13 protein-coding genes are annotated in these 13512 nt (G+C 73.7%); 6 read left to right on the top strand and 7 right to left on the bottom strand.

Going from position 1 to position 13512, the window contains the following annotated elements; genetic code table 11:
* Nucleotides 1-136 precede the first annotated feature (136 nt).
* The gene (locus tag AA0Z99_RS05705) at nt 137-322 is read right to left on the bottom strand and encodes a hypothetical protein (protein ID WP_413320292.1); all 186 of its coding nucleotides are present in this window, start codon (nt 320-322) and stop codon (nt 137-139) included.
* 64 nt (nt 323-386) lie between these two features.
* Nucleotides 387-668: a hypothetical protein gene (locus AA0Z99_RS05700; protein ID WP_413320290.1), complete on the bottom strand. Its 282-nt coding sequence runs from the start codon at nt 666-668 to the stop codon at nt 387-389.
* Between the two features lie 228 nt (nt 669-896).
* Between AA0Z99_RS05700 and AA0Z99_RS05695 the strand changes: the two genes are divergently transcribed.
* From AA0Z99_RS05695 to AA0Z99_RS05680, 4 genes are all read left to right on the top strand, one after another.
* Nucleotides 897-1274: a GntR family transcriptional regulator gene (locus AA0Z99_RS05695; RefSeq protein WP_413320288.1), complete on the top strand. Its 378-nt coding sequence runs from the start codon at nt 897-899 to the stop codon at nt 1272-1274.
* Between the two features lie 7 nt (nt 1275-1281).
* Nucleotides 1282-2118, top strand: coding sequence for an ABC transporter ATP-binding protein (locus AA0Z99_RS05690; protein ID WP_413320287.1), 837 nt, complete (start codon nt 1282-1284; stop codon nt 2116-2118).
* Nucleotides 2115-2756: an ABC-2 transporter permease gene (locus AA0Z99_RS05685; protein ID WP_413320285.1), complete on the top strand. Its 642-nt coding sequence runs from the start codon at nt 2115-2117 to the stop codon at nt 2754-2756. Before AA0Z99_RS05690 ends, AA0Z99_RS05685 begins: the two co-directional genes overlap by 4 nt.
* A 121-nt stretch (nt 2757-2877) precedes the next feature.
* Nucleotides 2878-4110 carry an AAA family ATPase gene (locus tag AA0Z99_RS05680; RefSeq protein WP_413320283.1) on the top strand — a complete coding sequence of 411 codons (1233 nt, stop codon included), beginning with the start codon at nt 2878-2880 and terminating at the stop codon, nt 4108-4110.
* 46 nt (nt 4111-4156) lie between these two features.
* Here the strand turns inward: AA0Z99_RS05680 and AA0Z99_RS05675 are convergent, their stop codons facing one another.
* Nucleotides 4157-4870 carry a ZIP family metal transporter gene (locus tag AA0Z99_RS05675; RefSeq protein WP_413320281.1) on the bottom strand — a complete coding sequence of 238 codons (714 nt, stop codon included), beginning with the start codon at nt 4868-4870 and terminating at the stop codon, nt 4157-4159.
* A gap of 9 nt (nt 4871-4879) precedes the next feature.
* Complete coding sequence (locus AA0Z99_RS05670; RefSeq protein ID WP_413320279.1) at nt 4880-5005, bottom strand: hypothetical protein; 126 nt, start codon at nt 5003-5005, stop codon at nt 4880-4882.
* Nucleotides 5006-5333: 328 nt separating this feature from the next.
* On the opposite strand from AA0Z99_RS05670, the gene AA0Z99_RS05665 reads away from it, so the two are divergent.
* Complete coding sequence (locus AA0Z99_RS05665; protein WP_413320277.1) at nt 5334-5993, top strand: PadR family transcriptional regulator; 660 nt, start codon at nt 5334-5336, stop codon at nt 5991-5993.
* A gap of 53 nt (nt 5994-6046) precedes the next feature.
* On the top strand, nt 6047-7768 hold the full coding sequence (locus AA0Z99_RS05660; RefSeq protein ID WP_413320275.1) for an ABC1 kinase family protein: 1722 nt from the start codon (nt 6047-6049) through the stop codon (nt 7766-7768).
* A 46-nt stretch (nt 7769-7814) separates the two neighbouring features.
* Here AA0Z99_RS05660 and AA0Z99_RS05655 read toward each other — a convergent pair whose 3' ends face one another.
* From AA0Z99_RS05655 to AA0Z99_RS05645, 3 genes are all read right to left on the bottom strand, one after another.
* On the bottom strand, nt 7815-8660 hold the full coding sequence (locus AA0Z99_RS05655; RefSeq protein ID WP_413320273.1) for an SMP-30/gluconolactonase/LRE family protein: 846 nt from the start codon (nt 8658-8660) through the stop codon (nt 7815-7817).
* A 7-nt stretch (nt 8661-8667) separates the two neighbouring features.
* On the bottom strand, nt 8668-10890 hold the full coding sequence (treS, locus tag AA0Z99_RS05650; RefSeq protein WP_413320272.1) for a maltose alpha-D-glucosyltransferase: 2223 nt from the start codon (nt 10888-10890) through the stop codon (nt 8668-8670).
* 69 nt (nt 10891-10959) lie between these two features.
* Nucleotides 10960-13401, bottom strand: coding sequence for a cell wall-binding repeat-containing protein (locus AA0Z99_RS05645; RefSeq protein ID WP_413320271.1), 2442 nt, complete (start codon nt 13399-13401; stop codon nt 10960-10962).
* Nucleotides 13402-13512: the final 111 nt, after the last annotated feature.

Raw genomic sequence — 13512 nt, 5'->3', positions numbered from 1 at the left:
CGCTCGCTCAGCGCGGGTGACGATCCTGGTCATGCAGGACGCGGATGCCGGTCGAGCGTTCCTCGGCGTGCACGTCGGAGCGCGGTGGCCGACGGACGAGCACGCCTCCCGCTCGGGAACGCGCCGCCGTCCTCACCTACTCCGCCCCTCGCGCCCGGCGCCTCGCCTGCACGATGGCCTGGATCTCCTCGCAGAGCGCGACCTCCTCGGCGTCCGGTGCCGCGACGCCTGCGCCCGTGGGGTACGTCGCGAGCTCGTCCAGGAGCTCGCGGAGTCGCATCGATTGGTCACCCCCGCCGGCCTCCACCCCGCGGTCGCTCATCGCGCTCGTGCCTCGCGCTCAGCGGATGGAGGAGGGGCGCAGCGGTGCGAGCCGCGCCGACCCCTCACAGCGCCCGCTCCCAGATGCCGTCGAGCAGCATCACGACGACCGGGATGCGGTCGGCGTCGTGCTGCGCGAGCCGGATGTACGTGAGCTCCGGCATGTTCACGACGCGGGCCGTCTCCACGACGGATCGATCGAGCCACGGCTGCAGCTGCAGGTGGTCGCGCACGTGCACGTTCAGGTCGGCGAGCAGCGCGCCGATGGCGAGGTCGGAGTGGAGCGCCGCCTCCGGCGGGGGGTCGCGCGGTTCGCGACTCACATCGCTCGGGCTGGGATCGGGCATGTGCGCTCGTCTCGCTCACCGCTGGAGAGAGCTGCGGCCTGCGGTGCTGGGCGCGGAGGTGCGTGCATCGCGAAACTCAGTCGGAACCCGTGTACCGCTGAGGCTACGCGCTCCCGCGCGAAGCGCAAGGCCCGCGCTGGCCGCTCGCAGCGGACGGGCAGGACGAGGGGGGAGCACCGTGCTACTGTGCTGCTGTTTACATACAGTTGCTGCGAGAGGGGGATGGGCATGCGCATCGTGCTGTCGACGAGCGCGTCGACCCCGATCTACCAGCAGATCAAAGAGCAGGTGCGGGCCGCGATCCTGTCCGGGCTCGCGGCGCCCGGCGACACCCTGCCCTCCTTGCGGCAGCTGGCTGCAGACCTGCGCATCAGCGTCATCTCCGTGACGCGCGCCTACAACGACCTGGTGGCTGAGGGGCTCGTGCGCAACGAGCACGGTCGCGGCTTCGTCGTGCTCGAGGTCGATCAGACCGCGGCACGCGCAGCGCTGGCTGCTCGCGTCGACGAGGCGCTGCGAGCCCTCGCGACCGCCGCTCGGAACGCCCACATGACGAAGGAGGAGATCCATGACCGGTTCGATGCCATCTGGAACGATGCCGAGTGAGAGGGTCGTGCACATCGACGACCTGCGCGTGCAGCGCGGCGACTTCGCGGTCGAAGGGGCGACCTTCGCGGTCGAGCCCGGCAGCGTCGTCGGCCTCGTCGGCCCCAACGGGGCGGGCAAGACGACCATGATCCGCGCCATGCTCGGTCTCGTGCGCGCCGACGGCGGCACGGTCGAGGTGCTCGGCCAGCCGGCGGGGTCGCCCGCCGCGCTCGCGCAGGTCGGCGTGGTGCTCGACCGACCGACGGCTGCGGCCGAGTGGCGGGTGAGCTCGATCGGCTCGCGCTTGGCCCCGTTCTACCCCGCGTGGGATGACGATCGGTTCGCCGCGCTGCTGGATCGGCTCGGCGTCGGTGCGCAGCAGCGGGTGGGAGAGCTCTCGCGGGGGCAGGGCGTGAAGCTGGCGCTCGCCTCGGCGCTCGCCCAGTCGCCCCGGCTGCTCGTCCTGGACGAGCCCTCGAGCGGACTCGATCCCGCCTCGCGTCGCGTGATCGCGACGCTGATCCGCGAGTTCATGCTGGACGAGCAGCACGCCGTGCTCTTCTCCACGCACATCACCGAAGAGCTCGACGAGCTCGCGGATGCGCTCGTCATCGTCGCGCACGGTCGCGTCGCCCGGCAGGGGCCGCTGCCGGACGTCGTCGAGTCCTACGCGGTGGTGCGCGGCAGCGGATCGATCCCGTCGGCACCGCTCATCGGGCTCGAGCGATCCGGCGAGCACTGGTCGGCACTGATCGAGGTCGCCGACTCGGCGAGCTTCGGGCCCGAGGTGGTGATCGATGCGGCGCGCATCGACGACATCGTCGTCCACCTCGCCGCCGACCGCCAGGCGGTGCGCGCATGATCGCCGCGTTCACCCGCTTCGACCTCCGCTCCTGGGTGCCGCGCACGCAGACCCTGCTGCCGCTGGCCGCCATCGTCGTCGCCGGCATCGTGCTGCCGGTGCCCGGCATGGCCATCGTCGCCGCAGCCTTCATCGCGTCGCTGACGGTCTCCACCCCGTTCCTCGGCGATGAGCGCGGCCAGCTCGACACCCTCTACGGCGTCATGCCGGTCTCGCGGCGGACGGTGGTCGTGGGGCGGGCGCTCGCGGTGCTCGCCTTCACCCTCGCCGCCTTCGCGCTCGCGCTCGTCGTCACGCTCGCCGTGGCGGCGACCCGGGGCTCGATGCCGGCGGCGGAGATCCTGATCCTCGCCTTCGCCGTGGCCTTCGCCTTCGTCGGCCTGTCGATGAGCATCCAGCTGCCGGTGCTCTTCCGCCTGGGCTACACGCGCGGTCGGCTGATCGCGTATGCCCCTGCCCTCGCGGTCGCCGCGGTGGCATGGTTGGCGCAGGCGACCGGGGCGCTCGACGGTGCCTCACCGCTGCTCGAGGGTGTGCCGGTCGCCGTCGTCGCGGCGGGAGGTGCGCTGGTCGGCGTCGTCGGCATCGTGGTGGGAGTGCTCGCCGCTGCGCCGATCTACGCGCGTCGGCAGATGTGACCGGTGCTGCGCGGGATGCACCGCCGAGCGCGCCGGTGCGGGCCCTCGATCGCCCGCGAGCCAGCGACGACGCATGCCGATAACTTTACCGGCGAGCGCGAACGGCGATAAAGTTATCGGTATGCGTGATGCTCGAGACAACCCGTTCAGCCCCGGCGCCGACATCGTGCCCGAGATCTGGGCGGGCCGGACCGAGCAGCTGAGCGACTGGCGCGACGTCGTGCGGCCCCGGCTGCTCGCGGGCCTGCCCGAGCGCGGCCGCACGATCCTCGGAGAGCCGGGGCTCGGGAAGTCGTCGCTCGTGCGTCGCATCGCTCAGCAGGCGGCCAGCGACGGCGACTGGGTCACGCCGCAGCTGCGCATCCCCTCGGGCGCCGACCCCCTGAAGCTCGTCGCCGCCGCCGTCCTGCAGCTCGCCCGCCAGGCTGGACTGCCGGCGTCGCGCGAGCAGCGCATCGCGCAGGCGCTCAGCCGGGTCGAGACGGTGGCGGCGAGCGGCCTGTCGCTCTCGCTGCGCGCGCAGCAGGGGCCGGAGCCGCACACCGCCCTGACCGAGCTGCTCGTGGAGGTCGGCCGCGCCGCCATCGCGCGCGACAGCGTCGCCCTCATCCACATCGACGAGGTGCAGAACATCGCCGACGAGCACGCGCTCTCGCAGCTGCTCATCGCCCTCGGCGACGCGGTCACGCACGAGGAGCCCGTCGCGCTGCCCGGCGGCGCGAGCGTGCGGCGCTCGCTGCCGCTCGCGGTCTACCTCACGGGACTGCCCGACTTCGAGGATCGCGCCGGCGCGCACAAGGGCGCGACCTTCGCGCGCCGCTTCAAGACCACCGTGCTCACCGCGATCGACGACGAGGACATCGCAGCGGCGCTGCAGACGTTCGTGCTGCCGGGGTGGCAGGTGCCGGATGCGGTCGGCGGCACCACGCGCATCCGGATGGAGGACGCGGCCGCCGCCACCATCGTCGACCTCTGCCGCGGGGAGCCCTTCCTGTTCCAGCTCGCGGGGGAGCGCGCCTGGTACGCCAGCCGCGAGGCGGTGATCACGCGCGAGCACGTGGTCAGCGGATGGCGCGGTGCGCAGCGCGAGGCCGCCGCGCACGTCGAGCGGATCCTCGCCCGGCTGCCCGAGCGCGAGCGCGCCTTCCTCGAGGCGATGGCGGCACTGCCCGCGAGCGAGCGCAGGCTCAGCCGCATCGCTGCGGATGCGGGCTACACGAAGGCGACGGACGCGGGCCCCACCTCGCAGCGCCTCGACACCGTGCGCGGGATCATCGACCGGGGCTCGCGCTACGCCTTCCGGCACCGCGCCGTCGAGGCCTACCTGACGAGCGACTGGCCCCGGGCCGTCTGAGCGAGCGGGCGGCGCCCGCCCAGGCGGCCGCGCCCTGGCGCTGCGCTCAGCCCTCGCCCATGAGCGAGAGCCCGGCGGCGACGGCGAACCCGACCACGGTCGCGAGCCCGGCGCCCTCGCGCGCCTTCTCGCGCGCCTCGGGGATCATCGCGTCGATGAGCATGACGAGCAGGGCGCCCGCCGCGACGCCGTCCACGAGGGCGACGGCGAAGCCCGAGGCGGCATCGGCGACCGCGCGGCCGGCGAGCGCGGCGACGACGCTCACGAGCGCGACCCCTGCCCAGAGCAGCAGCACGAAGCCCCTCGAACGACCCGCGCGCAGCATGTCGGCCGATGACCCGATGGACTCGGGGAGGTTCGACACGAAGATCGACACGAGCAGCGCGATGCTCACGCCGCCGCCGGTCGCGAGCCCGATGCCGAGCACCGCCTGCTCCGGCACGCCGTCGAGCAGCGCACCGATCGCGAGCGGCAGCCCCGCGGCGCCGCCGCCGCGCCGGCCCGACCACCGCTCGACCAGGCGATCCGCGGTGAAGTACGCGAGCGCGCCGATGGCGAGCCCGATGCCGACGCCCAGCGGGCCGCCCTGCTCGAACCCGGCCTCGGCCAGCTCGAACGAGACCGACGCGATCAGCGCGCCGGCGCCGAAGGCGAGCACGAGGCCGATCGCGCGATCCGACCAGGATCGTGCGATCGCCAGCACGGCGCCGAGCACGAGCGAGCTCGCGGCGATGCCGCCCCAGAGCAGTGCGTCGAGCACGCGACCTGCTCAGCGTCCGTCTGGCTCGGTGCCCTCGCCCTGCTCGCGCAGGCGCTTGAGCTTGGACCACGGGACGACCGAGATCCACACGACGGATGCGATCGAGGCACCCATGATCATCGAGACGATGTCCATGCGGTGATCCTAAGCGGGCGTGGTGGCGGCGCGCTGACCATCGCGGCTGCCCGATGTCTCCTTGGCCGGGGCATCCGCGTGGTTCACCGTGGTCGGGTCGGCGTGCACCATCGTGGTCTGCGCGATCCAGCTGCGGGCGATCCGTCGAGCGGCTGCCGCGAGACGCGCGCCGGGGGAGCGCCCGGCGGGAGAGCCCGAGCGACCCTGAACGCCTGAGCCTGCGCTGCGCGGGTGTCGACGCGGGTCTCGACCTGGAGCGCTCAGCGATATATCGTTGAGTATCGCCGAGCGGTTCCGCCCGGCGTGGTCGTGGAGCGAGGGAGACACCATGCACGGCACGTTCGACGCAGGATCCGGTGCGCACTGGCCCGATGGCGCGGGGCCCGAGGGCGCAGCTCCCGGCACCCAAGGCTTCGGGTGGCCCAAGGACGGCTTCGGCCAGGGCGGCCCGCGCCGTCGGGGCCCCGGCCGCGGGGATCACATGTGGGATGCGATGGAGCAGTTCCGCGAGGCGTTCATGCCGCCCCGCCCGCCGCGCCCGCAGAGGATGGGTCGCGGCGACGTGCGCGCGGCGGTGCTCGCGCTGCTCGACGAGCAGCCCATGCACGGGTACCAGATCATCCAGCAGATCGAGGAGCGCTCGGGCGGCGCCTGGAAGCCGAGCCCCGGCTCGGTGTACCCGACGCTGCAGCTGCTGACCGACGAGGGCCTGCTCACGGCGACCGAGGCCGACGGCCGCAAGACCTACGCGCTCACCGAGGGCGGCCGCGCCGAGGCCGACGCGGCGAAGGAGCGTCACGCGCCCTGGCTCGCCGGCGAGCCCGAGCAGCCGCACCAGGGCCGCCGCGACGTCGCGAAGTCGGGCTTCGAGCTCGCGCAGGCTGCCGCGCAGGTGGCCCGCTCCGGCAAGCCCGAGCAGGTCGAGCAGGCCATCAGCGTGCTCGACGAGGCGCGCCGTAGGCTCTACAGCATCCTCGCCGAGGGCTGAGCCGGGTGCCGACGGCACGTCGGGCACCGGCTCATCGCACAGAAGGAGCGCCGATGCCCGACGATCCGCGCACGCGCGCCCGCTACCGGCGCATCGTGCGCTTCGCAGCGGCCCAGCTCGCGCTGCTCTGGTGGTGCGAGGTGGCGCTGCCGCGCATCGGGCTGGGAGCCCTGGCCGCGCGTGGCCGCAGCGCGCGGCTGCAGCGCCTGGCCCGGCGCTTCCACGTGCTCGCCGCCGATCTCGGCGGTCTCATGATCAAGGTCGGTCAGTTCTTGTCGTCGCGCCTCGACGTGCTGCCGCCCGAGATCACGGAGGAGCTGGCCGGACTGCAGGACGAGGTGCCGCCCGTGCCCTTCTCCGAGGTGCGAGCGCTCGCCGAGGCCGAGCTCGGCATGCCGCTCGAGCGGGCCTACGCGTGGGTCGAGGAGCAGCCGCTCGCAGCCGCGTCGCTCGGGCAGGTGCACCGCGCCCGCCTGGTCGAGCTCGACGCCGAGCACCTCGGCTCGGCGGATGCGGTGGTGAAGGTGCAGCGCCCGGGCATCGCCGCGATCGTCGACGTCGACCTGGCGGCGCTCCGCCGGGTCGGCGGCTGGCTCAGCCACGTGCGGCTCGTGTCGCGGCGCGTGGATGCGCCCGCGCTCGTCGAAGAGTTCGCTCGCACCAGCCTCGAGGAGATCGACTACCTGCACGAGGCGGCGAGCGCGGAGCGCTTCGCGACGGCCTTCGAGGGCGATGACCGCGTGCGCGCGCCCGAGGTCATCTGGGAGCGCACCACCCGCCGCGTGCTGACGCTCGCCGACGTCGCCTCCATCAAGATCACCGACGTCGAGGCGCTGCGCGCGGCGGGCATCGACCCCTCAGCCGTCGCGCATGCCTTCGCCGCGGTGATGTTCGACCAGCTCTTCACCCACGGCTTCTTCCACGCCGACCCGCACCCGGGCAACCTGTTCGTGACCCCGCTGGGCGCAGCGCACGGCCGCGCCGCATCCGACACCGCTGTCCGCGATCGGTCCGCTGGAGGCGGCTGGCAGCTGACGTTCATCGACTTCGGGATGATGGGGCAGGTTCCGGCGAGCACGCGCAGCGGGCTGCGCCGACTGCTCATCGCCGGCTCGCAGCGCGATGGCGCCGGGCTCGTCGACGCCATCACCGAGCTCGGCGCGCTGCTGCCGACCGCCGACACCGTCGCGCTCGAACGGGCCATGACGCAGGCCTTCGCGCGATTCGGCGGCATGGGCTTCGCCGAGCTGAAGCAGGTCGATCCGCGCGAGTACCGCGCGTTCGCGCGCGAGTTCGGCGAGGTGATGCGGTCGCTGCCGTTCCAGCTGCCGGAGGATCTGCTGCTCATCATCCGCGCCGGCTCCCTCACCTCGGGCGTCTGCAGCGCGCTGGATGCGAGCTTCAACGTGTGGGATGCGGCCGAGCCCTACGCGGCCGGGCTGCTGCGCGACGAGGCCGGCGGGCTCGCTCGCTCGGTGCTCGACGAGGGCGTGGCCGTGGCGCGGATCGCAGCGCGGCTGCCCAGGCGGCTCGACGCGCTCGCCACCCGCGTCGAGGAGGGGCGGCTCGAGGTGACGACGCCGCGACTCTCGAGCCGCGTCGACCGGCTGCAGCGCACGATCGGCCGGCTCTCCTCCGCCGTGGTCTTCGCCGGCCTGCTGCTGGCGGGCGCGCTCGTGCGCCCCGATGACCTCGTGCTCGGCACGGTGCTCATGGTCGGCTCGGCCGTGCCGCTGCTGCACGCCGCTCTCGGCGGACTGCTCGACCGGCGCTGAGGCACTGGCGACGACGCGTTCCGTCGGCCCGCGGTGCCTGGGCGGGTCAGCCTGCGAACGCGCGGACGGGCCGGCCGCGCACGCCCGGCTCGACGACGAAGAGCGCACCGGACTCGGGCTCTGCCTCGACGTCGATGTCCTCCTGCGAGGTGGTGATGAAGAGCCGGTCGAGGTGCTCGCCGCCGAAGGTGCACGCGGTCACCTTCGTCACCGGCAGCTCGATGCGGCCGTCGAGCACGCCGTCGGGCCGGTAGCGCAGCACCGCGCCGCCGTTCGCGACCGCGACCCAGACGCATCCCTCGGCGTCGACCGTCAGCCCGTCCGGGGCGCCGTCGTCGGGCAGGGTCGCGAAGACGCGTCGATCGGTGAGCCCGCGATGGGCGTCGTAGTCGAACACCGACACGGCGCCCGTCTCGGTGTCGTCGTAGTAGGCGAGCGAGCCGTCCGGGCTCCACTCCAGGCCGTTCGAGATCGTCACGCCCGCGAGCACCTCGTCGACCTCGCCCCGCGCATCCAGGCGGTAGAGGGCGGCGGCGCCCGTCTCCTGGTCGTAGGCCATCGAACCGCAGTAGAACCTGCCGTCCGGGTCGCATCCGCCCTCGTTCATGCGGATCGTCGGAGACGACCACAGCTCGGGCAGCGCGCGCACCGAGCCGTCCGGCTCCTCCAGCGCGAAGCCGCGCTCGACGCCGATGACCGCGCCGCCGTCGCGCCGAGGCCGCACCGCCGCCGCGACCGTGCCGACGTGCCGGCGCTCGACGCGCTCGCCCTCGCCGAAGGAGAGGATGTCGCCGGCGAGCATGTCGACCCAGCGGAGCCCGCCCCAGCTGCTCGACCAGCATGGCCCCTCGCCGTGGTAGGCGATCGGGTCGGTGATCTGCTCGGCGCGCATGCGGCGCTCAGGCTCCGGGCGCGAGCGGCTCGACCGTCAGGAACAGCCCGCCGTAGGGCGGCAGGCTCACGCTGAAGCTGTGCAGGTCGTCGACGATGCCGATGCTCTCGCCCTTGGCGGCGTCGATCACCTCGCACTGCGTCGGCAGGGCCTCCGAGTGCACGGTGCCCTCGATCTGCTCGCGCGAGAAGTTGAGCACCGTCACCTGCATGCGCGCATCCTCGGCGCTCGCGTCGCCCTCGTCGAGGCGGTGCACGAGCACGAGCATGCCCGGATGCGCGACGTGCGGCACATCGAGCTGCGTCGCGGTCGCGATGCCTTGCTCGCGGCGGATCGTCAGCACCTCGGCGAGGCCGTTGACGAACGAGTCGGGCTGCTCGATCTGCGAGGGCAGCGAGCCGTAGAGCGAGCGGCCGCGCGGCATGCCGGCGGACGACGTCGTGGCGTCGGGGGAGGCGCCGAGCAGGTCGTGCGCCCCGCGCTCGATCCAGCGGGTGTCGCCCGAGGCGATGAGCTCGTCGACCTCATCCGCGGGCACCGTCAGCATGCCGGTGAGATCCCAGCCCGAGAGCGCGAACACCCCGGGCTGCCACGCGTTGTACTTCGCGAGCAGCAGGTGGGCGTCGCGGATGGCGGGGATCGCCTCCTCCGTGATGTCGTCGAGCCGCTCGAAGCCCTGCGTCGCCGCGATGAGCGAGGTCGTCGTGCACGCGATGCCGTTCTGCGTGAACACCCGGTTGAAGTCGGCGCTGCCGGTGAGCGCCTCCGTCAGCTCTGCCCGGATCACCTCGGCGAGCTCGCCGCCGGTGACCTCCTCGTGGCGGAAGGGATAGACGTCGTCGCGGTGCCGCGTCGCCCAGTGCACGAGCTCGTAGGTGAGCTCGTCGTGGTTCTGCAGGCCGTGCACGAGGCCGACCGGCTCGACGCCCAGCTCGAGCGAGGTCATGAGCGTGAGTCGCAGGAACTCCGTCTCACCGGTCGCGAGCGCGTGGTGGTAGCCGGGCCGGCTGACGAAGTCGTAGGAGAGGTCGGCGCCGACCGCGCTGGTGTCGCGGATGTCCTCGATCGTGAGGTTGAGCTCCTGGAAGGTGAAGCCGCCCACCTTGCGCACCATGCCGGCGATGATGTGGTTCGCCGCCTGCGACAGGGGGTGGCCCTCCGACCAGGCGGGGAGCCCCTCGGCGCTCTTCTCGACGCCGAGGAAGCCGTTGGCGTCGAGGCGCAGCGCGCTCGTGCCGAGGTCGCCGAGCGAGTGCAGCGCATCGCCGATCACGAGCCGCATGCCGGCGAAGGTCGGATCGAGCCAGTTGATCGACGGCTGGCCCTGCTTGAAGTAGTGCAGGTAGACCCAGCGGCGCTGGACCCCGTCCACGCCCAGCACGGGCGCGGTCGCGCTCCAGTTGGTCTCCTTCACGCCCGGCGTGTAGAAGATGACGCGCTGCAGCTCGCCGATGATGTAGCCGCGGTCGCTGAGCTCGCGCTCGCTCGCGGCGTCGAGGTTCTCGGCGTCGCGGCCCTCGCGCACCTCGGGCAGCAGGTGCCAGTCCTCCGGCGGGATCTCCACCATGTGGTAGATCCCGGGGTAGTCCTTGAACGCCATCTCCGCGAGGCGGAAGTCGGCGCCCTTGCCCGTGTGCCCCGGGACGATGTCGTCGATGACGCTGCCGCCGTGCGCATCCGCCACGTCGGAGAGCCGTCGGAACGCTTCCTCGTCGCCGAACGCAGGGTCGATCTGGGTGCTGATGCGGTCGAAGTGGCCGTCGACGCTGGGCGTCTCGCGCCAGTCGGTGATGCCGCCGGCGCGCTTGACGGGGCCGGTGTGGAGGCCCGTGATGCCGATGTGCTCGAACGCCGACCAGAGCGCCTCGTCGCCGAGCGCCTCGAGGAAGGACTGGCCGGGCTGCGTGATCAGCGAGATGGGGTAGGCCGTGAACCAGACGTCGGTGACGCCGATCGCCCGCCGCGCGTCGGGCCGGGCGTAGGGGTTGCGCCACATCGACGGCTGCCCCGAGAGCTGCCGGCTGAGCACGTCGGCGTCCTTGAGCATCGACTGGCGGACGAGCCACTCGATGTAGGAGGGGTTCGAGGCGTTCGCCGTGCGGGGGTCGTTGCTGAACCGCCGCAGGCTGCCGCCGCGGATCTGATCTCGCGGGCGCAGGCGTCGGGGACGAGCGGGGTATCGCTGCTCGTCGTAGGAGATCTCGGTGCTGTGCTGGTCGGGCGCATCCACGCCTGCAGTCCTATCACGCCCGCGCGCGCTGTCGGTGTGCACCGGGCCGGTGCGGAGCGGTGCGAAGGGTCAGCAGAGCTCTCTGCGGGTGATGTCGTGCGACAGCGTGGTCGGGCTGCCGAGCAGCCAGACCTCGGGGCTCCCGAGCCTGGTGTGCGCGGCGACGACGTGCGGCGACAGGCACGTGCTCGGCGTCAGGAAGAGCGGGGCGCCGCGCATGCCCGCCACGGCACCGGTCGCGAGCGCGTCGGGGAAGCCCTGGCCGCTCGCGACGTAGAGCGCCGGCGGCGTGGGGCCGAAGACCCGGTTCACCAGCGCCGCGGTCTCGTAGCGATCGCGGCCGTGGACCCGCGTGAGCGCCCGGCCCTGGCCGAGCTCCTCGCCCTGCTCGGCGCTGACGCTCGGGAGCCCGCCGACGAGGATCACCCGGCTCGTCCCCAGCGCGTCGAGCGCGTCGAGCGTCGCCGCCTCAGCCGGCCTGCCCGCGAGGCCGCTGACGATGAGCACGGGCGCCGCGGCGCGAGCGGCAGCCGGGGCGGAGGCCAGCGCATCGGCGAACAGGCGGCCGCTCGCCACGTACGCGGTCGCCGCGCCCTCGGGGAAGGCGAAGGCTGCGATGGCGGCACTGGTCTCGTAGCGGTTCGCGCCGCCCAAGCGCCGCACCGGCGCGATCTCGGCGAGCTGCTCCTCGACCGCTGCGGAGACCGACGCGGTGCTGCCGGTCAGCACGATGCCCGTGGGGCGCAGGCGGTCGAGCTCGGCCCTCGTGGCGTCGGGCAGCCATCCGTTCGCGGTCAGCAGCAGCGGCGCTCGGCGGTGCGCGGCTGCCGCCCCCGCACCGAGCGCGTCGGCGAAGCCCTGGCCGCTGGCGACCCACACCTCGCTCGCGCCCCTCGGATGCCCCTGGCGCGACACCATCGCCGCCGTCTCGAAGCGGTTGGCACCCGCGAGGCGAGCCGGGGCGGGCATGGTGAGGGAGGCGTCGGTCATGATCGTCGCGCCGCTGGCGCGCAGCGCCGTCTCCAGGTCGACCCAGCTGCACCGGTTGATGCCGAGGTCGTAGCCGGAGGCCGAGATGATGCCGAGCGCGAAGACGCCGCCCTCGGGGCGCGCGCGGAACGCCGGCCCGCCGCTGTCACCCGGGAGGCAGGCGTAGCCGGCGCTCGTCGCCGGCGCGCTCGACGTGGCGCGGAGGATCGAGCACGCCCAGTAGCCGAAGTCGAAGCAGCCGGCGGGCTCCCACGTGCGCGTCGCGGTCCGCTCGCCCTGGCGCGCGCCCGAGAAGTCGACCCGCTGCCCGGGGCCGATCTGGGTCGTGCCGTGCACGGGCGCCTCGGCCGAGCCCTGGCAGGCGCTGCCACGCCACATCGTCGGGCGTGCCGAGGCGGTGCGGATGAGCATCGTGTCGATGCGTGCGGAGGTGGCGAGGAGGTTCTGCGAGACCGCGCCGATGTGCGCGCCGCTGCCGGTGCCGCAGAGCGCGGGAGCGTGGCCGCTGACGACGATCGCTCCGTCGCCCCCGCTGCGGCCCGGGCAGTGGCCCGCGCTCATGACGGCGGGGGCGCCGTCGGCGGTGCGGACCGCGAACCCGGTCGTGCAGGCGAGGCCGAGGAGCCCGCCGCCGGCGCCGACCCGGATGGCGTTGCCGCCGCCCCAGCCGTCGGTGTCGTGGAGGCGGCTGACCGCGGAGTCGGCGCGGTCGGCGATGAGCTCGATCGGCGCCGCGAGCGCCTCGAGGTCGAGCGCGGAGACGAGGTCTGCGGCGGCCGGCGCTGCGGCCTCGCCCTCGGCGGCCTCCGGCAATCGCTGGATCGAGCCGCGCGCAGCGGGCGCCTGGCGCGCGAGCGTCGCAGCGTCGACCCCGATGCGGAGCACGCCCGCGCGATGGTCGACGGCGGCCGAGACGACACCGTCGGCTGCGCCGGTCGTGGTGAGCACGTGATCGAGGCTGTCGCACAGGATGCGGAGCGGCTGCTCGGCCTGCCCCGTGACCGCGACGTCGGACGCCTGCACGAGCGCGCGCGCCGCGGCCGGGAGCGTCGGGACGACGGCGGCAGCGACCCTCCCGGCAGCGCCCGGCTGCGACTCGACGACGTCGAGCCCCACGATCACCCCTCCGGAGCCGTGACGGAGCTCGGCACCGGCCAGCTGCCCCTCCCCGGCAGTGAGCAGCGCGTGCTGGAGCGTGCGCATCGCAGCGGCGCGCGCGACGGCCGCGTCGCCGGCGGGATCCACGGCGACCGGAACGATCGCCGAGCGCATCAGGCACTCGTCGATCTCGGTCGGCGGCACCGACGCCGCGGCGAGGGCGTGGCCCCTCGCGGTGGCGGGTTCGGCCGACGCGGCTGCGCCGGGCAGCGGCACCACCAGCAGGCTGCCGAGCAGCGCGGCAGCGCTGACGAGGCAGAGCGCGGCCCGCCGCCACGGCCGCCGGGTCGACGCGGAGCGCGAGGGCAGCGCCGGTCGCACGGGCACGGAGGGTCGAACCGGCAGGGCAGGTCGCACGGGCATCGGGACTCCTCTGTGCGCGCACTCCACCGTGTCGCGCTGCGCCCGAAGGCTATCGGAGGCGCGCGACCCGCGAGCGACGATGCGCCCGGCAGGACCGAGATCGGGAGCGGC

Source organism: Agrococcus phoenicis (assembly GCF_047302415.1).
GTDB lineage: Bacteria > Actinomycetota > Actinomycetes > Actinomycetales > Microbacteriaceae > Agrococcus.
Note: the sequence above shows the minus strand (reverse complement) of the source record. Positions and strands in the feature narration are given on the sequence as shown.

Coding starts and splice junctions, on each gene's coding strand:
- AA0Z99_RS05705 (WP_413320292.1), bottom strand. CDS start 322: ATGAGCGACCGCGGGGTGGAGGCCGGCGGGGGTGACCAATCGATGCGA.
- AA0Z99_RS05700 (WP_413320290.1), bottom strand. CDS start 668: ATGCCCGATCCCAGCCCGAGCGATGTGAGTCGCGAACCGCGCGACCCC.
- AA0Z99_RS05695 (WP_413320288.1), top strand. CDS start 897: ATGCGCATCGTGCTGTCGACGAGCGCGTCGACCCCGATCTACCAGCAG.
- AA0Z99_RS05685 (WP_413320285.1), top strand. CDS start 2,115: ATGATCGCCGCGTTCACCCGCTTCGACCTCCGCTCCTGGGTGCCGCGC.
- AA0Z99_RS05680 (WP_413320283.1), top strand. CDS start 2,878: ATGCGTGATGCTCGAGACAACCCGTTCAGCCCCGGCGCCGACATCGTG.
- AA0Z99_RS05670 (WP_413320279.1), bottom strand. CDS start 5,005: ATGGACATCGTCTCGATGATCATGGGTGCCTCGATCGCATCCGTCGTG.
- AA0Z99_RS05665 (WP_413320277.1), top strand. CDS start 5,334: ATGCACGGCACGTTCGACGCAGGATCCGGTGCGCACTGGCCCGATGGC.
- AA0Z99_RS05660 (WP_413320275.1), top strand. CDS start 6,047: ATGCCCGACGATCCGCGCACGCGCGCCCGCTACCGGCGCATCGTGCGC.
- AA0Z99_RS05655 (WP_413320273.1), bottom strand. CDS start 8,660: ATGCGCGCCGAGCAGATCACCGACCCGATCGCCTACCACGGCGAGGGG.
- AA0Z99_RS05645 (WP_413320271.1), bottom strand. CDS start 13,401: ATGCCCGTGCGACCTGCCCTGCCGGTTCGACCCTCCGTGCCCGTGCGA.